This window comes from Undibacterium sp. GW821-FHT07F11 (assembly GCF_059418665.1).
In genome coordinates, this window is record NZ_JBWKQH010000002.1 from 706,426 (window position 1) to 732,202 (window position 25,777).

The following is a 25,777-nucleotide window of genomic DNA, read 5'->3' on the forward strand; positions in this document are numbered from 1 at the left end:
GCGCCATCAGTGGCGTTGATAACATCGGCCAAGGCTAGAGTATAAACGAGACAGGCATTTTCTACCTGCCGCTGCGAACGGGCGTTTTATTCTTAATCAAAGCTAACCAGATCTAATTAAAGCTATATAGGGTCTGCATCCCGAAAAGCAAGTAGTTGCCGGAGTAGAGGGTTTCCCCGAAAAAAAAGAGCACCTGCTTTTGCAAGGTGCTCTCTTCCTCATGGCTTCGCAAGCAGACCAGCTACCTACGCCAGATTCTTATCTACGCTGCAACTGCGTAATATCCCTGACCGCGCCACGGTCGGCCGAAGTTGCCAAAGCAGCATAAGCCTGCAAGGCTTGTGAAACATAGCGCTCACGGTCTACTGGCTGCCAGGCTTGCGGGCCGCGTGCTTCCATTGCTGCCCTGCGCTGTGCCAGGTCGCCGTCGCTGACTTTGAGATTAATAGTGCGGGCCGGGATATCAATTTCTATGATATCGCCTTCTTCCACCAAACCAATAGTTCCACCTTCGGCAGCTTCTGGTGATGCATGGCCTATTACCAGGCCGGAAGAACCACCAGAGAAACGACCATCAGTGAACAGAGCACAGGCTTTGCCCAGGCCTTTGGACTTGATATAGGAAGTTGGATACAGCATTTCCTGCATACCGGGGCCGCCTTTGGGGCCTTCATAACGGATGATGACGACATCGCCTTCATGTACGGTATCGCCGAGGATGGCTTCTACCGCAGAATCCTGGCTTTCAAACACACGGGCCTTGCCGGTGAATTTCAAGATGCTTTCATCGACGCCCGCGGTTTTGACGATGCAGCCTTTTTCTGCCAGATTGCCGTATAAGACCGCCAGGCCACCATCTTGCGAATAGGCATGCGCCTTATCGCGTATGCAGCCAGCTTCGCGGTCGGTATCGAGGCTGTCAAAACGTTTGTCTTGCGAGAAGGCCGTCTGGGTAGGCACGCCACCCGGTGCAGCGCTGAACAGTTTGCGGATTGCCGCATTGTCAGTCACCGCGATATCATTTTGCGCAATCGCATCTGCCATGGTCGGGCTATGCACGGTCGGGCGCGTGGTATCAAGCAGACCAGCGCGTGCCAGTTCACCCAGGATAGAGATAATGCCTCCAGCACGGTGCACGTCTTCGATATGGTATTTATCGGTCATCGGTGCGACCTTGCACAGACAAGGTACTTTGCGTGAGATGCGGTCAATATCTGCCATCTTGAAATCCACGCCCGCTTCATGCGCAGCAGCCAGCAAATGCAAGACGGTATTGGTAGAACCACCCATGGATACATCAAGTGCCATAGCGTTTTCAAAGGTTGCCTTGTTGGCGATGGAGCGTGGCAGGATGGAATAATCATCTTGCTCATAATGGCGCTTGGCCAGCTCAACCACCAGACGGCCTGCGCGCAGGAACAATTCCTTGCGGTCTGCATGGGTCGCCAGGATCGTGCCATTACCTGGTAAGGACAGGCCCAGTGCTTCTGTCAGGCAATTCATTGAGTTTGCCGTGAACATGCCAGAACATGAACCACAGGTAGGACAGGCGGAACGCTCTATGCGGCCTATCTCTTCATCCGACACATTGCTGTCACCAGCCTTGATCATGGCATCGACCAGATCAATCTTCATGATTCTTTGCTCACCAGTCTGTTTGGGATGCAAAGTCTCCAGCACCTTGCCCGCTTCCATAGGGCCGCCAGAAACGAACACGACAGGGATATTCAAACGCATGGCAGCCATCAGCATGCCGGGCGTGATTTTATCGCAGTTGGAAATGCAGACCATGGCGTCAGCACAGTGGGCATTGACCATGTATTCAACAGAGTCAGCAATCAGTTCGCGTGAGGGCAGTGAATACAACATGCCGCCATGGCCCATGGCAATGCCATCGTCCACGGCTATCGTATTGAATTCTTTGGCCACACCACCAGCCGCCTCAATCTCACGCGCCACCATCTGGCCCAGGTCTTTCAGATGCACATGGCCAGGCACGAACTGGGTAAAGGAATTGACGACGGCAACGATAGGCTTATCGAAATCACCATCTTTCATGCCAGTCGCACGCCACAGAGCGCGGGCACCGGCCATATTGCGGCCATGGGTGGTGGTACGGGAACGGTATGCGGGCATGTCTGACTCCAGGCTGGCGATAAAATGAAAATGTTATATCAGCATGCGCTTCGTATAATCATATGTCAAATATGGAATTTATTGGGAATTAGGTCGAATTAAGTATTAAACCAAAAACTCACGGCAGAGGCATCGAGACGCAGAGGTGCACAGAGAAAACCAAAACTCTTTTTAAAAAGTATTTAGATTTTCTCTTGCATTTCTCTGTGTCTCGGTGCCTCTGTGTTGAGAGGTCTTTACTAAAATCACGAACGAACATAAAAAAACGCGAAGCTCACACTTCGCGTTTTTAAGGATCATGACCCCATCATTCCTGATGGTATTGCGTCACTCTTTCCACTTCATTTTTGGAGCCCAGGAACACCGCAACACGCTGGTGCAGTTTTTCTGGCTGGATATCCAGCATACGGCGCTTGCCGTCGGTCGATGCGCCGCCAGCCTGTTCGACGATGAAGGACATGGGATTGGCTTCGTACATCAGGCGCAACTTACCTGCCTTGTCTGGTTCGCGCTTGTCGGCCGGGTACATGAAGATGCCGCCGCGATTCAGGATGCGGTGTACGTCGGCGACCATGGAGGCGATCCAGCGCATATTGAATTCTTTGCCGCGTGGGCCAGTGCTGCCTGCCAGCATTTCATCAACATAACGCGTGACTGGCGGATACCAGTGGCGGGTGTTCGAGGCGTTGATGGCAAATTCCTTGGTGTCTGCCGGGATTTGCATATTACGCTGCGTCAGTACCCAGGAACCCATTTCGCGGTCAAGGGTGAAGCAATTGACGCCATTGCCTGTGGTCAGTACCAGCACGGTCTGTGGGCCATACACTGCATAACCTGCGGCAACTTGCTTACTACCTGGCTGCAAGAAGTCTTGCTCAGTTGGTTTGCCCATGCCGTCTGGTGCTTTCAATACCGAGAAGATGGTACCGATGGAGACGTTGACGTCGATATTGCTGGAACCATCGAGTGGATCAAACAAGAGCATGTATTCGCCCTGCGGATAGCGGTTCGGTATCGGGTGTATGCTTTCCATTTCTTCCGATGCCATGGCTGCCAGATGGCCGCCCCATTCATTGGCTTCAAGCAGGATTTCATTCGACAGGATGTCGAGTTTCTTTTGCACTTCGCCCTGGATGTTTTCGCTACCAGCTGTGCCCAGCACTTCACCTAATGCGCCCTTGCCTACTGCATGGCTGATAGTTTTGCAGGCACGTGCGACGACTTCGATCAGCAGGCGCAATTCTGCCGGTATCGAATTATTCAGGCGCTGCTCTTCGACCAGGTACTGGGTCAGACTTACACGTTTCATGTTGATCTCTCGATTCTTTCAGTAATTCTTGTCAATAGCTTGTTTAGGAAGCCAAGGCTTTGCTGACTACTTCCAGCACGTCTTTCGACAGCTTCTTGGTATCAGCCACTTTTTGCAGTGCCGCTTTCATATGCGCCTGCAGGCTTTCTGGATATTTCTTCCAGCGATCCATGCTGCGTGCCAAACGTGCTGCGACTTGTGGATTGAGCTTGTTGAGCGCAATCACCAGTTCTGCCCATAAGGCATAGCCACTGCCATCAGCGGCGTGGAAGCGGGATGGATTGGCATTGCAGAAAGCAAACGTCAAACTGCGCGCACGGTTGGGGTTATTCAGTGTAAATGCTGGATGCGTCATCAATTCACGCACCTTGGCGACATCGGTGGTTCGTGCAGTTGCCTGCAACATGAACCATTTGTCGATGACCAGGGCTTCTTTCTTGAAGTCTTTATAGAAAGCTTTCAAGGACTTGGCTGCCGATTTGGCTTGCTTGTCATTGCCACTGAAATTAGTCAGTGCAGTCAGAGCTGCCAGGCGGTCAGTCATGTTTTCTGCTTCATCGAACTGGGTTTTCGCCAGATCAAAAGTAGATTCATCTGACCATTCAAGCAGATAAGACAGGGCCAGGTTTTTCAAGCCACGTTTAGCCATGGATTGTGCATCCGGGCTGTATTTGCCTGGGGTCAGATGGCCTTCGTAAGCACTCAGCAAATCAGCGCGCAAATGTTCTGTGATGGTGGCACGGGCAAACTGACGAGCGGTATGGATGGCTTGTGGATCAACGACCTTGAATTCTTCAGCAATCATGGCTTCAGATGGCAGTGTCAGCACCAGTTCACGGAAGGCCGGATCGAGGCTGGCATCGTTCAGGGTAGCGCGCAGGGCTTCGATGAACATACTGTCCAGGCTCAGCTCTTCACCTTGCTGCACTGCAGTCGTCAGTTTGACAAGGCGGCGTGTGGCCAGACGCTGACCAGCTTCCCAGCGGTTGAACGGGTCACTGTCATTGGCCAGCAAGAGGCCCAGTTCTTCATCGCTGTAGTCGATTTCCAGCACGACTGGTGCAGAGAAATTGCGCAACAATGACGGTACTGGTTTGCTGCTAACACCCGTAAATACAAAAGTCTGACTGGCTTCTGTCAGTTCCAGCACCAGACTGGTCGCACCAGCCTGTGCTTCGTACGCGGCGCTATGCAAAGGTATATCTTTACCATCTGCACCCAGCAAGCCCATGGCAACCGGGATGTGGAAAGGCAGTTTTTCTGCCTGGCCTGGTGTAGCCGGGCAAGATTGGCTCAGGGTGATGGAATAAGTCTGCGCCTGCTCATCGTAAGTCGCGTCCACCTTCACGCGTGGCGTACCAGCCTGGCTATACCAGCGTTCAAACTGGGTCAGGTCACGGCCACTGGAATCCGCCATCGCAGCGCGGAAGTCATCACATTCAACCGCCTGGCCATCATGGCGCTCGAAGTACAGATCCATGCCCTTGCGGAAGCCATCATGACCCAGCAAGGTGTAATACATGCGCACGACTTCTGAACCTTTTTCATAAATCGTGACGGTGTAGAAGTTATTGATTTCTACAAAAGAATCAGGACGTACAGGATGGGCCATAGGGCCTGCATCTTCAGAGAATTGTACCTGGCGCAGCAAACGTACATCTTCTATGCGCTTGACGGCACGGCCAGTGGCTGTGCCTACCAGGTCGGCAGAAAATTCCTGGTCACGGAAAACTGTCAGGCCTTCTTTCAAGGACAACTGGAACCAGTCGCGGCAAGTGACGCGGTTACCTGTCCAGTTATGGAAGTATTCATGACCAACCACAGATTCTATGCCTGCATAGTCAACGTCAGTAGCGATAGATGGATTGGCCAGCACGAACTTGGTATTAAAAATATTCAAGCCCTTGTTTTCCATGGCGCCCATATTGAAGTCGCCTGTGGCAACGATCATGAAGCGGTCAAGGTCCAACTCCAGGCCAAAGCGCTCTTCATCCCAGCGTATGCTGTTTTTGAGAGAGTCCATGGCATGCTGGGTTTTATCCAGATTGCCGTCTTCTACCCAGACTTGCAGCAAGGCTTTGCGGCCGGATTTGAGCTTGTAGTTTTCTTCCTGGCAAACAAGCTTGCCAGCCACCAGAGCGAACAGGTAAGAAGGCTTTTTGAACGGGTCTTCCCATTTTGCGAAATGGCGGCCGTCACCCAGATCACCTTCTTCGATCAAGTTGCCATTGCTCAGCAATACAGGGAATTTTTTCTTGTCGGCACGCAGCATGACGGTGTATTTCGCCATGACATCAGGACGGTCAGGGAACCAGGTGATCTTGCGGAAACCTTCTGCCTCGCACTGAGTAATGAAGTTACCGTTGGACGCATACAGACCTGACAAAGAGGTGTTCTTGAGCGGATTGATCAGGGTTTCAATTTCCAGCGTGACTTCGTCCGGGGCATTGGCAATGCGCAGGGTCTCGCCTTCTATCTTGTAGGCAGACTTCTTCAAGTTCACGCCATTCATGCGCAGTTGCAGCAATTTCAGGGATTCGCCAAACAAGACCAGGTCTTTTTCGCTGCTGTCATGATTGCGGCGCAAGGTCATGCGGGTGGCGACATGGGTGGCTTGCAGATCAAGGTCGAAACCCATTTCTACTGTGTCTACCCAAAACCCCGGGGCTATATAGTCTTTACGAAAAATTGTCTCTGGTTTGCTGGCAGTATCGTTACGCATGGATGGAGTATCTCGCGAAAATAAGTTGAATAACAAAGTCTTATGAACCCTGCAAAGACCGCCATTTTACCAAGCTGTGTCAGTACGGGGATAAAAGTCTATTGAATAGAGTCAAATTTAGGCAGAAAGTTTGTTAAAACCGTGAAATTCTTACAGATTCATCCTAGCCACCTGCACAAAACATGTAGCGTGCCCAGTTTCAGTCAAATCAGCGATCATTCGCTTTTCTCAACTAAACTCACATAGTTAGGACTTACGCAAAATTGCCCCAGCAAGGCTATCGCTTTAGGAAACCTCCCTTGCAAGGGAGGTTCGTTACATTGGCAGACAACATGTTGTCTGAAACCCCGACTACACCGTCAGCGACGAAGACAGTACTTCAGTACGGCCAGGAGCTGCAACGCAGCTGGGGCGGTTTTGCGTAAGTCCTAATCGTAACAAGGTCGATACAACACGTTACAGTAAGAGCAACAAGTTTTTGTAATCAGGCATATCATGGAACTATAGTAAAAATATGTTTGAAGGAGCAGTAAAATGAAGAAGTTCACCTTATTATTAGCGCTGGCCTGCAGTTTGCTGCTGGGCGGATGCGCAACGACGTTTACCAGCCAGGTCAGTGTCTTTCACGAATGGCCAGGCACCACGCAAGACAAATCTTATATCTTTGAACGTGCGCCAGGGCAGGAAAACAACCCTGAACATAAGCTATATGAAGACTTGCTAAGAACCCGCCTGCAAACCTTGGGCTTTAAGGAAATCAACGCAGGTGCTACGCCCGCCCTGAAGGTGGAGTTGCGTTATGCCACCACCATCAGGGAAGTCAAGCCCAGCTTGTTCTGGCAACCAAGCATTTATGATCCGTACTGGGGTCTGCATTTCAGCCGTGGTATTTATCGTCGCAATTACCTTTACTACCCAACTTTTTCGACCTGGCCATACTACCCCAGAGGCCCGATAGATATGTATATACGCAGCACCTATCTGCATCAGTTACAAATACGTATTTCTGAAATGGGGAAAAATAAAGTATTGGCTGACATCAAAACCAGCTCCGAGCAAGACAACGAGGAAATTTCACTTTACATGCCCTACCTGATGGATAGTGCGCTGAAGGACTTCCCGGGCAAAAACGGCAGCACCAGCAAAGTACAGTTTAAAGTGGAAAATTAGTTGCCTGACGTGTGCAACAGGCAGGTGACCATAAAAAAGTGGCAGGCAAACCGCCTGCCACTTTAGCATTCGTGTCATTAGGACTTACGCAAAACTACCCCAGCTAGGCTAACGCTTTCAGGAACCATCCCTTGCAAGGGATGTTCGTTTCGTCGGCAGACAACATGTTGCCTGGAACCCCCGACTACACAGTAGCGACAAAGGCTGTACTTTAGTACGCGGCTCCCAGGAGAAGAGCTGCAACGCAGCTGGGCGGTTTTGCGTAAGTCCTATTCATTTACGTTGCCGGTGGATCACGCAAAGCCTCGACCAGCGCACGGTCAACCACAGATTCAGCAACTATCTGTATCGCCCTGCCCTCACGGAACTGGGTAATCAATTCTTCGCTAGACACTGAAAAAGCATCATGCCCCTGGCGATTGGTGAAGATGTAGCGTGTACGCTTGGGGCTGACCCAGGCCAATTTGAAACGGGTAGTGACACCATTTGGCCGGGTGAAATCAACCCAGATGCCGCGCTCCATGGTTTCTATGACGCGCGCCCACTCATCGACTGGCTGTTCTATCTGGTCCTGTACATGGCGGTTCAGGCGTTTTTCACTGGCTCGCTGGGCGATATTGACGGCAATTTCCAATTGGCGACGCGGTGAAAATTCAAGAGGTGCACGGGCGATACCAGCATGGCGTTCAGCCAGTTTGGAAAAGAAGATAACGCGTTCAGGCTCATCCCATTTGATCGCATTCAGCCAGGCATTCAGCAAAGACAGCATGGCTGGCAGCTTGCTGACCAGCTCTTTGCGCTCTTCAGCACTATTCTTGGGTTTCAGGCTCCAGATCAGGTCATCCATCGTCCGCAGGGCATTTTCCAGGGCGTTGGGCTTTTCTTCCTTGACGTTATGCGAGATCGTCAAAATCCTGATCCATTGCTCCTTGAGGAAGGTTTCCAGGAAACCGGCAACCTCGCCCGTTTCTACCCGGATAGCAACATCGTTTTCGGCAAACTCGCGCGCGAGGCGCATTTTTTCTTGCTTCAGCGCGACGGCGACTGGCTCGCTGATGGCGACTTCGGTTTGCTGTTCTTCATCCTTGAGGAAGGCTTCCAGGTCAGCAACAACGTCAGAGAACAACTCTATTTGCTGATCAAAATCCTGCTGCACCCTTTCGACGATGCCTTCTATCATTTGATAGAGCGGGTCTTCCGCCGAGGCGTCGCTATTCAACAAGACGCTGGATTTAGCCAGTGTGTCTATCAATACCCGCGCTGGATGGTTTTCCTTGAAAAAGAAATCCTTGTCGAGCAAAGCCACCTTTAAGGTTGGTATCTGCAACTGGCTGATGAGATTTTTGATGTCTGCAGGTATGCTGTTGTCGTTAAAGACATAGTCAAAAATACGTGCCAGCAACTCGATCGTGCTTTGATCTATATGGGTCAGGCCACCGGCATTTGGCTGCTGCGATAATTGCCGCAGATGTGCCGTATCTGTCGGCATGGGATTGGCAGAGAAATCTCTCTGCACACTGGTCAGGTAGTCAAAAAATTGCCTGTCTATGGTGACCATGTCTGGCGCATTACTGCCGCCACCACCACTACCTCCTCCACCACCGCTGCCACCTGAGTGGCCACCACCAAAGCCGCCGCCAGCATCTTGCCCACCCGTGAATGGCATGCCTCCGCCATCCATGGTAGTGCTACCACCACCGCCCCCACCACTGCCACCAGTAACTGTATTGCCAAACGTACCTGTCGGCGCATTACCAGAAAAAATATTACGCAGCTTATTTTCCAGATAAGGGTCGCGGTTACTGATATCGTCAGATCCTGACATCATGTTCTTTTTTTGTTTATTACGGTAACCATCATTCAGGTCGGGCAAGATACCTCGCTCAACCAAAGCCAGATTCAGCTCACGGTAAATTGTGCCCAATTGCAGGAACAATTCTGGTCGCAACAATCGCAATATCAGGTGATGGGTTTCAGGGTTGGGCTCCAGTTCCATCCATGCCTGATGGACAGCTTTGACAAATAACTCTGGACGAAATGGGTTTTGCGAAACACTGATAGGGGTACGGCGCAATACATGGCCTATGCGCACATTCAAAGAGACCAGTTGCTCTGCATTAGTCACTTCCAGCGATTGGCTCAGATTGCGGCTAAGTACCTTGCTTTCCATCTCTTCAAAACTGACAAGAGAAAAATCCTGCTTGCCTTCATCCGTCCTGGCGCGTTTGCGGGTATTGACAACGCTGACTTCTTTGGCGAGAGCGGCATTGACCTGCCCGGCAACCAGACGATAAAAGGTTGTACCATTGCGTTTCAGTTGCTGGTAAGCAGCAAAGCTGGTGGCAACCTCCTCTGGCCTGATGGTCTGGTCAGACAGCTTGAACAAAGCTTCGGTCAGGCGCCCGGTAAATGCCTCAATTTGCGAAGAAACCAGATTGGTGGCGATAGGCACCAGACTTTGCAATATCAGCAAACGGCTAGAGCTGGAAAATTCGCTCGTCTTGGCAGTATTAAGTGGAATGGTATCCATCGCTCTTTTTTATTATGGTCAGGTTATCAATAAAACTCAGACGCCAGCGTTCGCGCCCAAAAACTTGCATTCTGCCAAGCCAGGCAGGCTTGCGCAATGCCAGAATCTTACGGAACAGTGCAGTAAAACAACAAAGCTGCAAAACAGCTCTGTCAAATGTTCAAACGCCCTTAATTAGTATAGTAAGCCTCAGAGCCTAAGGTAATAACAACAATCAGCATGACTGCAAAAATAAGAACCAGCAGCAGTCGCCCAAATTTAGGGCTACCGTTATCTTTGTCTGAAGGTGTTTTCGATGGTGGTGTTATTTGCGTCATATTTTTTGCGTCATATTTTCTTGCTTCAGGGAATTAATATACTGGAGCCCGTGGTTTTCCTGGTTTCCAGCTCACGGTGTGCTTGTGCCACAGCACTTAAAGGATAGCGTTGGCGTATGTCTATTTTAACTTTGCCGCCTTCCACCATGGAAAATAAGTGGGCAGCCATTTGTTCCAGGTCATCACGTTTGGCCGTATAGCTCATCAAACTGGGCCTGGTAATGAACAGGGAACCACGTGAAGCAAGCTCACTCAGGCTAAATGCAGGCACAGGACCAGACGCATTACCAAAACTGACCATCATGCCCAAGGGAGCCAGACAATCCAGTGAAGGAATGAAAGTATCCTTGCCGATGGAATCATAAACAACCGGCACCCCTTTTCCATCCGTAATTTCACGGACACGCTGAACAAAATTTTCCGTGTTGTAGTTGATGATATGGGCGCAGCCATGGGCTTTGGCCAATTCGCCTTTCTCGTCCGAGCCTACCGTGCCTATCATGGTGACACCTATGGCACGTGCCCATTGACAGGCAATCAGGCCAACACCACCTGCGGCAGCATGAAACAATATTGTTTCCCCACCTTGCAAAGGGAAGGTGCGGTGAAACAGATATTGCACAGTCAAACCCTGCAGCATCATGGCGGCTGCGGTCTCAAAACTGATGCTGTCAGGCAGGCGCACCAGATTATCGGCAGGCATGATGCGGGCCTCTGCATAAGCACCCGTTGGTCTTCCAGCGTAGGCAACCCTGTCACCCACCTGCACGTATTTGACGTCAGCACCGATTGCTTCAACAATGCCAGCACCTTCCATGCCCAAACCACCGGGCAATGCTTGCGGATACAGGCCGGTACGAAAATACACATCGATAAAATTCAGACCGCAGGCTTTTTGGCGTACCAACACTTCACCCGGGCCAGGTGCGCCCAGTTCGACGTCAACATATTCCATGACTTCCGGACCACCCGTCTGCTGTATGCGAATTGCCTTGACCATTTATATCTCCTGAATGAATTCTCTAACTTTAAGTCTTTTTCACAGACAGCAAATACATGCCGCCCATGACCAATACTGTCCCGGCCATTTGCCAGCCCGTAATGGGCTCACCGAGGAAATAAGCACCAAGGAACAAAGTCGATACCGGGCCTATCATGCCTGCTTGCGAAGCTGTCGCCGCGCCGATGCGCTTTACCGCTATCATGGTCAGAAACACTGGCAATACAGTGCACATGATGGCATTCACTATAGACAATGAATATACAGCAAGCGGCTGCACCAGCATGCTGGCAGGACGCAAAATAAAAAATTGGCCTATGCAGGCAGCACTGGAAACACACATTGCATAGGACACCAACCTCAAAGAGCCCAGCCTTTGCACCAGTTGACCCGACTGTATCAGATAGATGGCATAAGAAATCGCCGCCCCCAGCACCAGGGCAGAGCCCAGCATGACATAGTCACCACCAAGCTTGAGGTCATGGAAGAAGACCAGGACTATACCCAGGTAAGACACCAGCAAAGCTACCCATTCAAGCATGCTGACGGCACGTTTCAAGAAGAAAGCGGATATCAGCAAGACAAAGGAAGGCGTCAGGAACAAAATCAGGCGCTCAAGACCAGCACTGATATATTGCAGACCGAGAAAATCCAGGAAAGATGACAGGTAATAACCTACCAGACCCAGGCCCACCAGACGCCAGCGGTCGGCACTGCTCAGGCTGCCGGCCTTGTGCATTTGCCAGACTGCAATCGCAGCGAAAATGGGGAGGGAAAATGCCATGCGAAAACAGATCAGTGTCACTGCATCGACGTTGTAACGATAAATCAGTTTGGCAACAATAGCCTTGGTAGAAAAGAGGATGGCACCAATCAAGGCAATGGCGAGACCTGTGAGGTAATGGCGGCGGGCAATTAATTTTGATTGTTCAGTAAGCATAAATTTCTAAGGGCAGACCGGACTGTTACACGGCCTAAAACAATAACTTCACATATAAATTGCCAGGTAGAAAGCAAATAATTCCCACATGGAAAAGAACTAACAATCTTTCACATGGAATTTTACATTTACTTGCCAAATTTGACTTTGTCTAACTATTAACTAATGCATATTTCATTACACTTCTTGTTATGAACCACATCGCAGGAGAAAACCAGATGTACACGCCACGCTTACAATATGCTGATCAACCGGTACTCCGTCCAAAACGTGCATTACCGGATATGCCTGAAAGACAGACGAAAAAAGTATCTCCAAAGCAAAATGATAGTTCCCTGAACAGTATCTTCAGGCGTCTGGCTAATAGCAGCAGCCAGGGTCAGGAATAGTTCTTTCGATCAGCAGAGCATCCAGGCTCTACTGATCTTCTGCTGGCCTCCTGCTGCGCCGTGCATGCATTCTGGTGCAAACAAGCTTATTTCTTCAGAATAGAGCCCAGTACCCCGCGTATTATCTCGCGCCCTACCTGAGAACCCATGGTCCTGACTGTAGACTTGATCATGGTCTCGACCACATTATCCTTGCGTCGTAAACCACCACCACCGAGCAGGTTGCCGAACACGCTTTTCAACGTATCACCGACACCACCGCTACTTTCCTGCGCAGGCGCAGGCGCTGGCTGAGCTGTGCGTCCTGAATTGAGTACAGGCCGGCCGGGTACGGATGGTGCAGACGCTGCCGAGGGCGCATTACCCCAGCCATTGGCGTCTGCCGCCGCAGGCTCTTCCCTGCTACCGGGTTGCAGATTATCTTCTTTATCTGTGGTAGCAGCACGGGCTGCCACCCTGCCTGTCAGTTTTTCATAGGCAGATTCACGGTCTATGTGCTTCTCATACACACCGGCGACGATGGAAGTTTGCATGACTTGCTTGCGTTCATCTGCCGTTATCGCTCCTATCTGTGACGATGGAGGTACGATCAGGGCGCGTTGCACGATGTTGGGCCTGCCTTTATCGTCAAGGAAGGAAATCAGCGCCTCACCGACACCGAGTTCGGCAATCACCGCTGCGGTATCCAGCTTGGGATTGGGACGGAAAGTTTCTGCTGCGGCCTGCACTGCTTTTTGATCCCTGGGCGTATAGGCACGCAAGGCATGCTGGACACGGTTGCCGAGTTGCCCCAGTACAGTATCAGGGATGTCCAGCGGGTTTTGCGTAACGAAATACACGCCCACACCCTTGGAACGTATCAAACGCACCACCTGCTCTATCTTTTGCAGCAAGACCTTGGGTGCCTCGTCAAACAACAGATGGGCCTCATCAAAGAAGAAAACCATCTTGGGCTGATCGACATCGCCAACTTCTGGCAGGTGTTCATACAATTCAGACAGCATCCATAGCAAAAAGGTGGAATACAGGCGTGGTGATTGCAGCAATTGATCTGCCGCCAGGATATTCACAAAACCACGGCCATCGCCGTCAGTTTGCATCATGTCGTCCAGGTTCAGCATGGGTTCGCCAAAGAATTGCTCACCGCCCTGCTCCGAGATGGTCAGCAATGAGCGCTGGATAGCGCCGACACTGGCTGCCGAGATATTGCCGTATTCGGTCTGGAATTCAGAGGCATTCTCGGCCAGGTATTGCAGCATAGCGCGCAAATCCTTGGTATCCAACAGCAGCAGACCATGGTCGTCGGCGATCTTGAAGGCCAGTTGCAAGACACCTTCCTGAGTATCATTCAAATTCAACATACGCCCCAGCAGCAAGGGGCCAAGGTCTGATACTGTGGCACGTACCGGGTGGCCCTGTTTGCCAAACACGTCCCAGAACGTGACCGGGCAAGCCTGCCACTTGGGTTCATCCAATTGCAGGGCTTGCAGCCTCTGCTGGATTTTGCCCGTTGCACTACCTTCTTTGGCCATGCCAGACAGGTCGCCTTTGACGTCTGCCATGAACACCGGCACACCAATGGCAGAAAATGCCTGCGCCAGGGTTTGCAGGGTAACAGTCTTGCCGGTACCTGTAGCACCGGTGATACAACCATGGCGATTGGCCCAGTCTGACAATAAATTCAAGTCGAATTCGGTGTTTTTAGCGATCAACAAAGGTTTTGACATAGTTTTGGAGGGTGATTTGGAGAAGTCGGTCGGTGCCACTATGGTAAAATACTGGTCTTCATTATAAAACCAAGCCAGGCAAAATTGCCGCCCTCAGGGTGAGCTATTGTCAATTCAGGAAAGAGCGATCATGGCAGGACATAGTAAATGGGCCAATATCAAGCATAAAAAAGCAGCAACCGATGCCAAACGCGGCAAGATATGGACGCGTCTGATCAAGGAGATCACGGTTGCAGCACGCATGGGTGGTGAGGATGTCGATTCCAACCCGCGCCTGCGTCTGGCAGTAGACAAGGCGGCTGACGCCAATATGCCAAAAGAAAACGTCACGCGTGCGATACAACGCGGCGCGGGCACACTGGAAGGCGCAAATTACGAAGAAGTACGTTATGAGGGTTATGGCATAGGTGGTGCCGCCATCGTGGTTGACTGCATGACCGACAACCGCGTACGCACCGTGGCTGAAGTACGCCATGCCTTCAACAAATACGGTGGCAATATGGGTACTGAAGGCTCGGTCGCCTTTTTGTTCCAGCATTGCGGCCAGATGTTCTTTGCACCAGGCACGAATGAAGATGCCCTGATGGAAGCTGCCCTGGAAGCCGGCGCTGACGATGTGGTCACCGATGAAGAAGGCGGCATCGAAGTGCTGTGCGCGCCATTCAGCCTGTCTGACCTGCGTGCCAGCCTGGAAAAAGCCGGTTTTAAGGCAGAAGTCGCTGAAGTCGTCATGAAACCAAATACTGAAACTGTATTTTCCGGTGATGAAGGTATCAAGATGCAAAAACTGCTGGATGCACTGGAAAACCTCGACGATGTACAAGAAGTATTCACCAACGCCATCATAGAAGATTAAGATGAAATTACTCGTAGTCGGCTCTGGTGGCCGTGAACATGCCCTCGCCTGGAAACTGGCGCAATCTGAACGCGTACAAACCATTTTTGTCGCCCCCGGCAATGGTGGTACCGCTGCTGACAGCCGTCTGAAAAACATCAACATCACAGACCCGGCAGCACTGGCAGACTTTGCCGAGCAAGAAAACATAGGCATTACCGTAGTCGGCCCTGAAGTGCCGCTGGCTGCCGGTATCGTCAATATTTTCCGTGACCGTGGCCTGAAAATCTTTGGCCCGAGCAAAGAAGCTGCACAACTGGAAAGCTCCAAGGATTTCGCCAAGGCTTTCATGCACAGGCATGCCATTCCTACGGCTGAATACCAGACCTTCTCTGAGCTGGCACCTGCGCATGAGTACATCAATGCAAAAGGCGCGCCTATCGTCATCAAGGCTGATGGCTTGGCGGCGGGCAAAGGTGTAGTCGTTGCCATGACGGCTGAAGAAGCGCATGCAGCAATCGATATGATGTTGTCTGACAATAAGCTCGGTGATGCTGGTGCACGCGTCGTGATTGAAGAGTTTTTGGCGGGTGAAGAGGCCAGTTTCATCGTCATGGTTGATGGCAAGAATATTCTGCCACTGGCAACCAGCCAGGATCATAAACGTCTGCTCGACAATGACGAAGGCCCGAATACAGGCGGCATGGGTGCCTACTCCCCAGCCCCTATCGTAACGCCACAACTGCACGCCCGCGTCATGCGTGAAATTATCGTGCCTACGGTACAAGGCATGGCCAAGGATGGCATCATATTTACCGGCTTTTTGTATGCCGGTCTGATGATCGATGACCAGGGCAATCCAAAAACCCTGGAATTCAACTGCCGCATGGGCGACCCAGAAACCCAGCCTATCATGGCGCGCCTGAAAACAGATTTGCTGCATGTGGTTGAACACGCAGTCAATGGCACGCTCGATACGGTAGAACTGGAATGGGACAGGCGTACCGCCATGGGTGTCGTCATGGCCGCTGCTGGTTACCCTGATGCGCCACGCAAAGGTGACAAAATCACCGGTATCCCGGCAGAAACTGCGGACACCGTGACCTTCCATGCGGGTACATCGCTCAATGAAAAGACCTTGCATGTGACCGGTGGTCGTGCGTTGTGTGTGGTTGGACTGGGCGACACCGTCAAACTGGCGCAAAAACATGCGTATGACGTGGTGGAAAAAATCCATTTCGACGGCATGCAATACCGCCGTGACATAGGCTGGCGTGCGCTGAACCGCAAACATTAAATCCTTGGGTCTGGTCAGGCGTACATTTCGATGTGCGCCATAGATCTTTTAAAGCGGGTTGAGAATAGTCCAAAGACTAGTCCAGCCCCTTGCGTTTTTTAGAGTAGATAGCAGAATGACAGATACACTCGCGGTTAAAAACTACTTCCTGGGCTTGCAGGCTGGTATAGTCGCGGCTCTCGAAGAAGTTGATGGCCATACTTTTATTACAGATAGCTGGGAACGCCCTGAAGGCGGTGGCGGTATCTCCCGTGTCATAGAAGAAGGCAAGGTATTTGAACGTGGCGGCGTCAATTTCTCCCATGTCATGGGTAAAAGCCTGCCACCATCTGCCGCTGCCGCCCGTCCTGAGCTGGCTGGCCGTCAGTGGGAAGCCATGGGTGTCTCGCTGGTTCTGCATCCACGTAACCCGTATGCACCTACCGTGCACATGAATGTACGCTTTTTCACCACTCGCGCCGAAGGCCAGGAAGATGTCTGGTGGTTTGGTGGTGGCATGGATTTGACGCCGTATTACGGTTTTACGGAAGATGCTGTGCATTTTCACCAAACCTGTAAAATGGCGGTCCAGCCTTTTGGTGCAGACTTGCATGTCCGCTTCAAGAAATGGTGTGACGAGTATTTTTACCTGAAACACCGTAAAGAAGCGCGTGGCGTAGGCGGCATCTTCTTTGATGATTTCAATGAGCAGGATTTTGCCAGCAGTTTTGCCATGATGCGCAGCGTCGGTGACGCCTTTATTCCGGCTTACCGTCCTATCCTGGAACGTCGCAAAGGCCAGGAATATGGCGAACGTGAGCGCGATTTCCAGGCTTATCGCCGTGGTCGTTATGTAGAATTCAATCTGGTATTTGACCGTGGCACGCATTTTGGCCTGCAATCTGGCGGCAGGACAGAGTCCATACTTATGTCCATGCCCCCCATCGTCAAATGGCGCTATGATTGGAAACCAGAGGCTGGCAGCCCGGAAGCAGCACTGGCAACAGACTTTCTGGTACACCGGGAATGGGCATAGAAACTGTAACACCACCTTGTATCCTGGTACTGGGTGGCAGCTTTGATCCTGTGCATCTGGGCCATATTGCCCTTGCCCATAGTCTGGCGACGATATTGCAACCGGGTGAATTGCGCATCATTCCTGTAGGCCAGCAATGGCAAAAGAATGAGTTGCAAGCCACCTCGACACAAAGACTGGCCATGCTGAAGCTGGCCTTTGAAGACTGGCAACTCTGCCCTGTCAGGATAGATGAGCAAGAAATCATCCGCGCAGAACAGGGTAAAAGTAATTACACCATCGATACCTTGCACCAGCTACGCAGAGAAGTTGGCGATGAGGCATCACTGGTATTTGCCATGGGTGCAGATCAGTTGCAAAATTTGCACACCTGGCGCAATTGGCAGGACTTGCTTGAAGTAGCGCATTTGTGTGCTGCATCACGCCCGGGTTTCAGCCTCGATATCAGCAGCCCCGACATTGCTGACATCTGGAAGAAAAATGCCATCAGCGCCCTGGAAATGCGCTCACGGCCAGCCGGTGGTACTTATCTGGAGAGAAATCTGGCGCAAGATGTATCTGCGACCCAACTACGTACTGAATTAAAACAGCATAACCCGACAACAAGATTGCTAGTCCCGCACAAGGTGCTAGACTACCTACAACAACAAACTATCTACCAATAAAAATATGGATATTAAAAAACTGCAAACCCTGGTCATTGACGCTCTGGAAGACGTCAAGGCGCAAGACATACAATTGTTTGAAACCACACACCTGACCAGCCTGTTTGACCGCGTTTGTATCGCCTCTGGTACATCCAACCGTCAAACCAAGGCTCTGGCCGCGTCCGTACGCGACAAAGTCAAGGAAAACGGTGGCACTATCGTCAGCATGGAGGGTGAAGCAACGGGTGAATGGGTACTGGTCGATCTGGGTGACATCGTCGTCCACATCATGCAGCCAGCCATCCGCGCTTACTACCGTCTGGAAGAGCTGTGGGGCGACAAGCCTGTCAAATTCGGCGCGGCCAAGCGTACTTCTGCTAAAAAAGTTGAAGCAGAAGAAGACAGCGACAAGCCTAAGCGCGTCCGCAAAGTGGCTGGCAAAGCTGCCCCGCTGGAAGTCACGCATGACATGATGGCTATCCAGACCACGCTGGACGATGAAAAGAAACCAGCGCGCAAACCACGCGTCACCAAGACTACTGGTGATGCTGAAGGCAAACCAGCACGCAAACCGGCAACCCGCAAAGCTGCTGATGGCACTACTGCGGCCAAACCAGCCAAGATACCAACTGGTGGCCGCGTTAAAGTAGCAGCAACTAAAACTGCTGTTGCCTCTGCCAAGCAAGCCGCAGAAAAACGCACTGCCGCTGCAGCGCCAGCAAAACGCGCTCCTGCACGCAAGAAAGCAACAGAGGAATAATTCTCTGTTTCGTTTTAATCCAAATGGCTGCCTGGTGCAGCCATTTGTTTAAGAGAAGGACTTAAGCAAAACCGCCACAGCTGCGTTGTAGCTCCCGTATTTAGCAAGATTCGGTACTAAAGTACTGTCTTCGTCGCTACGGTAAAGTCGGGGTTTCAGACAATATATTGTCTGCCGACGCAACGAACCTCCCTTACAAGGGAGGTTTCCTGAAGCGACAGCCTTGCTGTGACAATTTTGCTTAAGTCCCGAAGTACTCGGTTTCAAGACCTAATACGCAGCAAACAGACACAAACATGCAATTGATCATCGCCGCCGTCGGCCACAAAATGCCCTCCTGGATAGAAACAGGCTTTCAGGAGTATGCCAAACGCATGCCGCCAGAATGCCGCATAATCCTCAAGGAAATCAAACCGGTAGAACGCTCAGGCAGTAAAACGGCTGAAACCGTCATGGCACTGGAACGTACCAGGATAGAAGCAGTGATACCCAAGAATGCCCGTATCATCGCCCTGGATGAACGCGGCAAGGACTGGACCAGCGTCGCCCTGTCGCAAAACCTCACGCAGTGGCAGCAGGATGGCCGTGATGTGGTCTTCATCATCGGCGGTGCTGATGGCCTGGACGCAGAATTCAAGTCCAAAGCCGATACCCTGATACGTATTTCCAGCCTGACCCTGCCACATGGCATGGTGAGAGTACTGCTGGCCGAACAGCTATACCGTGCCTGGTCAATTACCCAGAACCACCCTTATCACCGGGTATAAGTTATACCAAGGAGACCGCCATGCTAAAAGAAAATAAAATCTACCTGGCATCAAAAAGTCCAAGACGCCGCGAACTGCTGCACCAGGCAGGCATAGAGTTTGATCTCTTGCTGCTACGCGATGCTGCACCACGCGGGCCGGATGTGACCGAGATCGTCTTGCCCGGCGAAGCACCAGAAGCCTATGTCAGCCGCGTCACCCAGGAAAAAGCAGACAAGGCTTGGGAAATCATGCATCTGCGCAAAATGCTGCCACGCCCCGTGCTCGCCGCCGACACTACCGTGGTACTCGGCAAGCAAATTCTGGGCAAACCCACCGACCGGCAAGAAGCCATACAAATGCTGAGCATGCTGGCAGGCCAGACGCATCAGGTACTGACCAGCATCGCCGTACATTCGGCACTGGGCAGTGCCGCTGTCACACAATGTTCAGAAGTCAGTTTTGCGAATCTCGATGAACAACAGATACTGGCCTACTGCAATAGCAATGAACCCTATGACAAAGCCGGTGGCTATGGCATACAGGGCGCGGCAGCCCGTTTTATTTCACACATCAAAGGGAGTTATTCTGGCATCATGGGATTACCCTTATTTGAAACCTGCCAGTTGCTGCGTCAGGCAGGTATCTTTATTCCCTAAATTGAAGTATCAGAGAAGCTTATGAGCGAAAACCTCCTCATCAATATCACCCCTCAAGAAACCCGCGTTGCCCTGATGTTCCAGGGCGCGGTACAAGAACTCCATATAGAACGTACATTGTCACGCGGCCTGGTCGGCAATATCTACCTGGGCAAAGTCGTGCGCGTCTTGCCAGGCATGCAGTCTGCCTTTATCGACATAGGCCTGGAACGCGCCGCTTTTTTGCATGTGGCTGATATCTGGGACGCCCGCTCGCAAGATGCGAATGGCAATACCAATGCGCCGCTGACACCGATAGAAAAATTGCTGTTCGATGGCCAGTCCGTCACCGTGCAAGTCGTCAAAGACCCGATAGGCACCAAGGGCGCACGCCTCTCTACACAGATTTCCATCGCAGGCCGCATGCTGGTCTACCTGCCGCAAGATTCACACATAGGCATTTCGCAAAAAATAGAAAACGAAGCTGAACGCGAAGCCCTGCGCACCAAGGTACAAAACCTGCAGCAGCCAGAAGAAAAAGGTGGTTTCATCGTCCGCACCATGGCAGAAGATGCCTCCGATGAAGACTTGAAGGCCGACGTTGATTACCTGCGCCGCACCTGGTCCACCATACTGCAACTGGCCAAGACCCAGCCACCGACTACCCTGCTGTATCAGGATCTTAATCTGGCACAACGCGTCTTGCGTGACTTCGTCAATGAAGAAACTGACAGCATACAAGTCGACTCGCGTGAAAATTACATCATGCTGCAAGAGTTCGCGACGCATTACATGCCGTCAGTGCTCGGCAAGCTGCAACACTATATAGGTGAACGCCCCCTGTTTGACCTGCATGGCGTGGAAGAAGAAATAGAACGCGCCCTGGGCCGCCGCGTCGACCTGAAATCTGGCGGTTACCTCATCGTCGACCAGACCGAGGCCATGACCACCATCGACGTCAATACCGGCAGCTTTGTCGCTGGCCGCAATTTCGATGACACCATCTTCAAAACCAACCTCGAAGCCGCCCACGCCATCGCCCGTCAGCTAAGATTACGTAACCTCGGCGGCATCATCATTCTCGACATCATCGACATGGAGAATGAAGAACACAAGACTGCCGTGCTGGCTGAACTCAACAAGGCTTTGTCACGTGACCGCACCAAACTATCTGTCTCCGGCTTCTCGGCCCTCGGCCTGGTAGAAGTCACCCGCAAACGCACCCGCGAATCACTCGCCCATGTCTTATGCGAACCCTGCCCTGCCTGCAGCGGCAAAGGCCAGGTCAAAACCGCCCGCACCATCTGCTACGAAATCCTGCGCGAACTTCTGCGCGAAGCCAAACAATTCAATCCCAGAGAATTCCGCATCATGGCCTCGCAAGTCGTGGTCGACATGTTCCTCGAAGAAGAATCGCAACATCTTGCCATGCTCGGCGACTTCATTGGCAAACCGATTTCACTGCAAGTGGAGAGTGTGTTTCATCAGGAGCAGTACGATATTATTTTAATGTGACCGTGTTTATGACGCCGGGTATATTTAAGCTTAAACAAGCCCCCTAAAAAATGTCGGCAATGTGCCGGCATTTTTTTTGGACAGCTCATGGATAGCTTCAGATCAGGGCGAAGGAGTTCTTATCCATTCTGAAATCATGTCAACAGCCTCCTTCTCCATACCGATAAAACCATGCCAGTGCAGCGCTGCGCACGCATCGCCGGTAGGATTGGAGCCACCATCTGCCAGTATCATTTTTTTTGCCGGCGCGTTTTTCAGCCCACGCAAGATTGCCGATACCTCATGTGGCTGACAATGCATGCAGGCGTCCTTGTTATGATGGAGTATCAAGGTAGGTATCGTAATTGCAGCTAAGTCCTGCTTGGGCACAGCCCCTGGCTTTTTGTAGTTCACAATGCTGGAAGTCAGGACCAAACCGGCTATCGCGGGGTCCTGAATTTTGATCGCCATTGCAGTTGTAGAAATCGTGCCACGACTAGTGCCGACAATCCAGATTGGTGCAGCGCTTTGCTTTTTCACCTCATCCAGCACTGCGCGAATATCTGACAAATGCGTGTCACTGATGCGGTCGGCAAAATCCAGGTCCTCGGAATCACTGGGTCTTCCGAAAATAGCGACATTAAAGCCATTCGCCAAAAAGTATGGCATAGCCCGTACCAGAAAATTATTACTGCCAGGCTTACCATCTACAAGCTTGCCAAACCCGCCGCCCCCACCCGGAAAAATAAAAACCGTTGCCTTTGCACCATCCACAGCCTGCCAAAACAGAGTGGTACTCACGTCTGTACGAGTCGGCACTTGAAAAATCTGGCCCTGAATTTGAACTTGTGCCTGAGTCATATGGGCCGTCGTGAGCAAGATTGCCGCCAGGAATTTTCTCATCGTGCGCCCCTCTTTTTATTTTGATTTGATGATTGCATGTTATCCTGATAAATGATAATTTTTATACAACTTCAAATAATACCATTCATTAGCTTTTGTAGAATCTGACTTAGTTTTCTTCAGGCATTATTTCAGGATAATCTTGTTCGTCCTCACTTTTTGCTATCTGCATGTTTCATCAAAACAAGGAGCTATCATGTATCCATGGTTATGGGTCTGGTCACCACAAGTTCACTTCCCGTGGAGTGGAAGTGTCGCGCAAAGCATAGAGCCAAATACGACCTGGTTCTACAATATGATTCCTCCTGTTTCTGGGGATGCAGGAATAGAAGCACAGGTATTTCAACTTGCATCGTACGGTACGCAACTAGGTCAGATCACTGATGTGCTATTGGACATCGTGAAGGACTCAGAAAATCTGTCTCCCAAAGCAACTGAATCACTGAAAGAATTGCGTAGCTTGAAAGCCAGGATAGAAGTCATCAAGAAAAGGTCTGCGCAACAGGCAAAACTAGAATGAGTATCTTGTTTCGGTACCACCGAAATCATTACTCACTCCCTATCGCCTGCTTGTAGGCTCTCACTCCCAGTGCCCTTTATGGCTAAACATATCTCTGATTTGCTGTACACAAATGGCGTTTGCATAAGCTTCAGGCAATGCTAGTAAGCTTAATTAACAGTATTTAGAACTTGCTCAAAGAGCATAAGGAGTAGAATATTTTTTGATATAGCGATTGTTGATCACTATGCACGGCTAAATTGCGGGGAAATCACAACGATGATATTTAAAAAATCACATCAACTCAGAAGGTATCTTTTGAGTGTTCTTCCCCTGATCTTTTCCCCAGCAACTTGGGCGATAGAATTACGCAAGCAAGTTTTTTTGATCGTAGAGTCAAATGCCACCAATACGCCACAAATCCCCTTTAACCCAATCTTTCAGCAGTGCGTAGCGTATGTAGAAAAAGAATTACAGCTACGGTTTGAGTACCGGCGCTATCCATGGAACCGCTTGCTGCAAAGTCTGAATGAAGGAGAAGGCCTGGCTTTTGGTTTGTCCAAGACAAAAGAACGTGCGCAAACCCTGCACTTTTCCATCCCGGCTTTTGGTACTTTTATCTGGCTGGTGGTCAGGAGTGACCAAACCTTTCCATTTTCCCGCATTGCTGACTTGCAAGGAAAAACTGTCAGCATGATACGTGGCTCTACTTATGGCGATGAATTTGACAAAGCCAGGGCAAACTTGCTGGTGATAGAAGATGATGTGTATTCCCTGCCCTCACGCCTGAAAAAACTACTCAGCAAGCGCACGGATGTCATGCTGTTCAGCCATTATGATCCCGATCCGCGCAAGGTCGAGGCCATGCTCAATAAGACCATGCCTGAGATTGCGCCAGATACCCCCATGCCACCTGGCGTAAGCTTCAAGGTACTTGACCATTACCTGTTCGTGGATCACATCCACTTTGCGATCCTCGCGTCCGAAGACAAAGGCATCATTGAGCAAATCAACAAGGCGATCAGGAAGGGGCAACAAGATGGCTCACTGCCTGCTGTCAATGTGCCCAGGAAATAAATCAGGTTGCTGAAGCGCTAAGTATCGGCTGCAAGGGCTGCCACACCATCTGACTATCAAGCTTGTTCATGCAGTCATGATGCCCGAGAGGACATTCCCTTTGCTTGCAGGGTGCGCAGGCCAGGCGCAGCGATAGCGAATGCGCGATGTCAGAAAATGGCGGGGCGTGATCAGGATCAGTCGGGCCATAAATGGCAATGACAGGTCTGTTGAATGCCGAGGCAATGTGCAGCAAGCCAGAATCATTCGACACCATGGCGTTACTCGCGGCGATCAACGCCAGCGCCTGATCCAGCCTGGTCTTGCCGGCGAATTGATGTACTGCAGGACAAGCTGCCTCAATCTGCTGACAAACTTCAACATCCTTGGGGGAACCCAGTAAAACAATTTGTGCCTCAGGATGTGCTTGCAGGATAGTCTTTGCCAGTTCTGCGAAATGGCTGACGGGCCAGCGTTTGGCATTACCGAATTCTGCGCCGGGGGCAAAGCAGATCAAAGGCTGCTGAGCCGACAAGCCCATCTCCTGCAAGACAGTATTTGTCTGTGCAGAAGTGATTTGCAAGCGTGGCTTGGGGAAGCTCTGTGCGAGATCAGTTACTGGTTCGCTGGCCAGCGCTGCATAAAATGCCACCATGGCACGCGGCACGGGTTTGCTGTCATGGTGCATGACATTGATGAGGCCATAACGGCTTTCGCCCTTGTAACCTACCCGCTTTTTGATGCCAGCCATCCACGGCAGCAGTGCAAATTTCAAGGTATTGGGTAAAACGTAGGCGGCTGCATAGCCACGCTGTCGCAATATCTGTGCATAGCGCCAGCGTTCACGTAACTGCAGAGAACCATGCTTGAATGGCGTTTCCAGGACTGTATCCACTTCCACCATGGCGTGCAAAACCGGTGCTACCCAGGCGGGTGCCAGCACATCTATCGCAGCATCTGGATGATCGCGCTTCAGCAATTGCAGCAAAGGCTGCGCCATGACGGCATCACCTATCCAGTTGGGCGCAATGACGAGAATACGGCTCGCAGGACTTTGCACAACGACGCTCATCTTGGCGTGCGCCCCATGAGGAAGAACTCATCATTCGGGCGCATGGAAATCACATTCGCCATGCGGTTGGACAAGCCAAAGAATGCAGTAATAGCTGCTATATCCCAGATATCTTCATCATCAAACCCATGGGTGTGCAACAAGGCATAGTCTGCATCGTTGACGCTTTGCGAATCCAGGCAGACCTTGATGGCGAAATCCAGCATGGCGCTTTGGCGCGGGGTGATATCTGCCTTCAAATGATTGACGGCGACCTGATCAGCCACCAGAGTATTTTTTGCATAGATGCGCAAGATAGCGCCATGGGCGACCACGCAATACAGGCAATTGTTTTTGGCGCTGGTGGCGGTGACTATCATCTCGCGCTCGGCCTTGTTCAAGTTACCTGTAGTTTTCAGCATCAGGGCGTCATGATAGGCAAAGAAGGCACGAAATTCATCTGGCCTGTGCGCCAGCGTCAGGAATACGTTCGGTACAAAACCGGCTTTTTCCTGCACGGCCAATACCTTTTCGCGTATATCGTCAGGTAAGTCTTTTATTTCTGGAACAGGGAAACGGGAAATCGCGGTAGTCAT

General features: G+C 51.2%; 21 protein-coding genes. 11 read left to right on the top strand and 10 right to left on the bottom strand.

Features of this window, described 5'->3' with window-relative positions; translation table 11 throughout:
- Positions 1-258 precede the first annotated feature (258 nt).
- The 3 genes from ilvD to pepN form a co-directional block, all read right to left on the bottom strand.
- A complete protein-coding gene (gene ilvD / locus AC07OI_RS06960) occupies positions 259-2,136 on the bottom strand; it encodes a dihydroxy-acid dehydratase (RefSeq protein WP_495256684.1) in 1,878 nt (625 codons plus the stop codon).
- A gap of 307 nt (positions 2,137-2,443) precedes the next feature.
- Positions 2,444-3,445, bottom strand: a complete 1,002-nt coding sequence (locus AC07OI_RS06965) for a class 1 fructose-bisphosphatase (RefSeq protein ID WP_492707325.1) — start codon at positions 3,443-3,445, stop codon at positions 2,444-2,446.
- A 43-nt stretch (positions 3,446-3,488) separates the two neighbouring features.
- Complete coding sequence (gene pepN / locus AC07OI_RS06970; protein ID WP_495256685.1) at positions 3,489-6,167, bottom strand: aminopeptidase N; 2,679 nt, start codon at positions 6,165-6,167, stop codon at positions 3,489-3,491.
- Between the two features lie 534 nt (positions 6,168-6,701).
- Between pepN and AC07OI_RS06975 the strand changes: the two genes are divergently transcribed.
- Positions 6,702-7,337: a DUF4136 domain-containing protein gene (locus tag AC07OI_RS06975; protein ID WP_495256686.1), complete on the top strand. Its 636-nt coding sequence runs from the start codon at positions 6,702-6,704 to the stop codon at positions 7,335-7,337.
- Positions 7,338-7,614: 277 nt separating this feature from the next.
- Here the strand turns inward: AC07OI_RS06975 and AC07OI_RS06980 are convergent, their stop codons facing one another.
- From AC07OI_RS06980 to AC07OI_RS06995, 4 genes are all read right to left on the bottom strand, one after another.
- Positions 7,615-9,867 (bottom strand): DUF1631 family protein, encoded by a 2,253-nt coding sequence (locus AC07OI_RS06980; RefSeq protein ID WP_492707319.1) that lies wholly within the window; start codon positions 9,865-9,867, stop codon positions 7,615-7,617.
- A gap of 342 nt (positions 9,868-10,209) precedes the next feature.
- Positions 10,210-11,184: a quinone oxidoreductase family protein gene (locus AC07OI_RS06985; RefSeq protein WP_495256687.1), complete on the bottom strand. Its 975-nt coding sequence runs from the start codon at positions 11,182-11,184 to the stop codon at positions 10,210-10,212.
- Positions 11,185-11,212: 28 nt separating this feature from the next.
- The gene (locus AC07OI_RS06990) at positions 11,213-12,124 is read right to left on the bottom strand and encodes a DMT family transporter (RefSeq protein ID WP_495256688.1); all 912 of its coding nucleotides are present in this window, start codon (positions 12,122-12,124) and stop codon (positions 11,213-11,215) included.
- A 475-nt stretch (positions 12,125-12,599) separates the two neighbouring features.
- On the bottom strand, positions 12,600-14,240 hold the full coding sequence (locus AC07OI_RS06995) for a helicase HerA-like C-terminal domain-containing protein (RefSeq protein WP_492707314.1): 1,641 nt from the start codon (positions 14,238-14,240) through the stop codon (positions 12,600-12,602).
- 130 nt (positions 14,241-14,370) lie between these two features.
- Between AC07OI_RS06995 and AC07OI_RS07000 the strand changes: the two genes are divergently transcribed.
- The 8 genes from AC07OI_RS07000 to rng all read left to right on the top strand — a co-directional run bounded on the left by AC07OI_RS07000 (position 14,371) and on the right by rng (position 21,693).
- On the top strand, positions 14,371-15,096 hold the full coding sequence (locus AC07OI_RS07000) for a YebC/PmpR family DNA-binding transcriptional regulator (RefSeq protein WP_492707312.1): 726 nt from the start codon (positions 14,371-14,373) through the stop codon (positions 15,094-15,096).
- A gap of 1 nt (position 15,097) precedes the next feature.
- The gene (gene purD, locus AC07OI_RS07005) at positions 15,098-16,372 is read left to right on the top strand and encodes a phosphoribosylamine--glycine ligase (protein WP_495256689.1); all 1,275 of its coding nucleotides are present in this window, start codon (positions 15,098-15,100) and stop codon (positions 16,370-16,372) included.
- A gap of 115 nt (positions 16,373-16,487) precedes the next feature.
- Positions 16,488-17,387 (top strand): oxygen-dependent coproporphyrinogen oxidase, encoded by a 900-nt coding sequence (gene hemF, locus AC07OI_RS07010; RefSeq protein ID WP_492707309.1) that lies wholly within the window; start codon positions 16,488-16,490, stop codon positions 17,385-17,387.
- The gene (gene nadD / locus AC07OI_RS07015; protein WP_492707308.1) at positions 17,378-18,052 is read left to right on the top strand and encodes a nicotinate (nicotinamide) nucleotide adenylyltransferase; all 675 of its coding nucleotides are present in this window, start codon (positions 17,378-17,380) and stop codon (positions 18,050-18,052) included. The genes hemF and nadD overlap by 10 nt, the downstream gene beginning before the upstream one ends.
- A gap of 4 nt (positions 18,053-18,056) precedes the next feature.
- On the top strand, positions 18,057-18,794 hold the full coding sequence (gene rsfS / locus AC07OI_RS07020; protein WP_495256690.1) for a ribosome silencing factor: 738 nt from the start codon (positions 18,057-18,059) through the stop codon (positions 18,792-18,794).
- A gap of 296 nt (positions 18,795-19,090) precedes the next feature.
- Positions 19,091-19,561, top strand: coding sequence for a 23S rRNA (pseudouridine(1915)-N(3))-methyltransferase RlmH (gene rlmH / locus AC07OI_RS07025; RefSeq protein WP_495256691.1), 471 nt, complete (start codon positions 19,091-19,093; stop codon positions 19,559-19,561).
- Between the two features lie 20 nt (positions 19,562-19,581).
- Complete coding sequence (locus AC07OI_RS07030) at positions 19,582-20,199, top strand: Maf family protein (protein WP_495256692.1); 618 nt, start codon at positions 19,582-19,584, stop codon at positions 20,197-20,199.
- 21 nt (positions 20,200-20,220) lie between these two features.
- Positions 20,221-21,693, top strand: a complete 1,473-nt coding sequence (rng, locus tag AC07OI_RS07035) for a ribonuclease G (RefSeq protein WP_492707300.1) — start codon at positions 20,221-20,223, stop codon at positions 21,691-21,693.
- 102 nt (positions 21,694-21,795) lie between these two features.
- Here rng and AC07OI_RS07040 read toward each other — a convergent pair whose 3' ends face one another.
- On the bottom strand, positions 21,796-22,575 hold the full coding sequence (locus tag AC07OI_RS07040; protein WP_495256693.1) for an alpha/beta hydrolase: 780 nt from the start codon (positions 22,573-22,575) through the stop codon (positions 21,796-21,798).
- A 196-nt stretch (positions 22,576-22,771) separates the two neighbouring features.
- Here AC07OI_RS07040 and AC07OI_RS07045 point away from each other — a divergent pair, with 196 nt between their 5' ends.
- Together AC07OI_RS07045 and AC07OI_RS07050 are read left to right on the top strand one after the other, a co-directional pair.
- Positions 22,772-23,095: a hypothetical protein gene (locus AC07OI_RS07045; RefSeq protein ID WP_495256694.1), complete on the top strand. Its 324-nt coding sequence runs from the start codon at positions 22,772-22,774 to the stop codon at positions 23,093-23,095.
- 297 nt (positions 23,096-23,392) lie between these two features.
- On the top strand, positions 23,393-24,151 hold the full coding sequence (locus tag AC07OI_RS07050; protein WP_495256695.1) for a substrate-binding periplasmic protein: 759 nt from the start codon (positions 23,393-23,395) through the stop codon (positions 24,149-24,151).
- A gap of 1 nt (position 24,152) precedes the next feature.
- Here AC07OI_RS07050 and waaF read toward each other — a convergent pair whose 3' ends face one another.
- Both waaF and AC07OI_RS07060 read right to left on the bottom strand, forming a co-directional pair.
- Complete coding sequence (gene waaF, locus AC07OI_RS07055; protein WP_495256696.1) at positions 24,153-25,202, bottom strand: lipopolysaccharide heptosyltransferase II; 1,050 nt, start codon at positions 25,200-25,202, stop codon at positions 24,153-24,155.
- Entirely contained in the window at positions 25,199-25,777 is a 579-nt protein-coding gene (locus tag AC07OI_RS07060; RefSeq protein ID WP_495256697.1) for a peroxidase-related enzyme, read from the bottom strand. The genes waaF and AC07OI_RS07060 overlap by 4 nt, the downstream gene beginning before the upstream one ends.

Coding starts and splice junctions, on each gene's coding strand:
- pepN (WP_495256685.1), bottom strand. CDS start 6,167: ATGCGTAACGATACTGCCAGCAAACCAGAGACAATTTTTCGTAAAGAC.
- AC07OI_RS07060 (WP_495256697.1), bottom strand. CDS start 25,777: ATGACTACCGCGATTTCCCGTTTCCCTGTTCCAGAAATAAAAGACTTA.
- AC07OI_RS06995 (WP_492707314.1), bottom strand. CDS start 14,240: ATGTCAAAACCTTTGTTGATCGCTAAAAACACCGAATTCGACTTGAAT.
- AC07OI_RS07040 (WP_495256693.1), bottom strand. CDS start 22,575: ATGAGAAAATTCCTGGCGGCAATCTTGCTCACGACGGCCCATATGACT.
- AC07OI_RS07000 (WP_492707312.1), top strand. CDS start 14,371: ATGGCAGGACATAGTAAATGGGCCAATATCAAGCATAAAAAAGCAGCA.
- hemF (WP_492707309.1), top strand. CDS start 16,488: ATGACAGATACACTCGCGGTTAAAAACTACTTCCTGGGCTTGCAGGCT.
- AC07OI_RS06975 (WP_495256686.1), top strand. CDS start 6,702: ATGAAGAAGTTCACCTTATTATTAGCGCTGGCCTGCAGTTTGCTGCTG.
- AC07OI_RS06990 (WP_495256688.1), bottom strand. CDS start 12,124: ATGCTTACTGAACAATCAAAATTAATTGCCCGCCGCCATTACCTCACA.
- AC07OI_RS07030 (WP_495256692.1), top strand. CDS start 19,582: ATGCTAAAAGAAAATAAAATCTACCTGGCATCAAAAAGTCCAAGACGC.
- purD (WP_495256689.1), top strand. CDS start 15,098: ATGAAATTACTCGTAGTCGGCTCTGGTGGCCGTGAACATGCCCTCGCC.
- waaF (WP_495256696.1), bottom strand. CDS start 25,202: ATGAGCGTCGTTGTGCAAAGTCCTGCGAGCCGTATTCTCGTCATTGCG.
- rsfS (WP_495256690.1), top strand. CDS start 18,057: ATGGATATTAAAAAACTGCAAACCCTGGTCATTGACGCTCTGGAAGAC.
- ilvD (WP_495256684.1), bottom strand. CDS start 2,136: ATGCCCGCATACCGTTCCCGTACCACCACCCATGGCCGCAATATGGCC.
- AC07OI_RS06985 (WP_495256687.1), bottom strand. CDS start 11,184: ATGGTCAAGGCAATTCGCATACAGCAGACGGGTGGTCCGGAAGTCATG.
- rlmH (WP_495256691.1), top strand. CDS start 19,091: ATGCAATTGATCATCGCCGCCGTCGGCCACAAAATGCCCTCCTGGATA.
- AC07OI_RS06980 (WP_492707319.1), bottom strand. CDS start 9,867: ATGGATACCATTCCACTTAATACTGCCAAGACGAGCGAATTTTCCAGC.
- rng (WP_492707300.1), top strand. CDS start 20,221: ATGAGCGAAAACCTCCTCATCAATATCACCCCTCAAGAAACCCGCGTT.
- AC07OI_RS07045 (WP_495256694.1), top strand. CDS start 22,772: ATGTATCCATGGTTATGGGTCTGGTCACCACAAGTTCACTTCCCGTGG.
- nadD (WP_492707308.1), top strand. CDS start 17,378: ATGGGCATAGAAACTGTAACACCACCTTGTATCCTGGTACTGGGTGGC.
- AC07OI_RS06965 (WP_492707325.1), bottom strand. CDS start 3,445: ATGAAACGTGTAAGTCTGACCCAGTACCTGGTCGAAGAGCAGCGCCTG.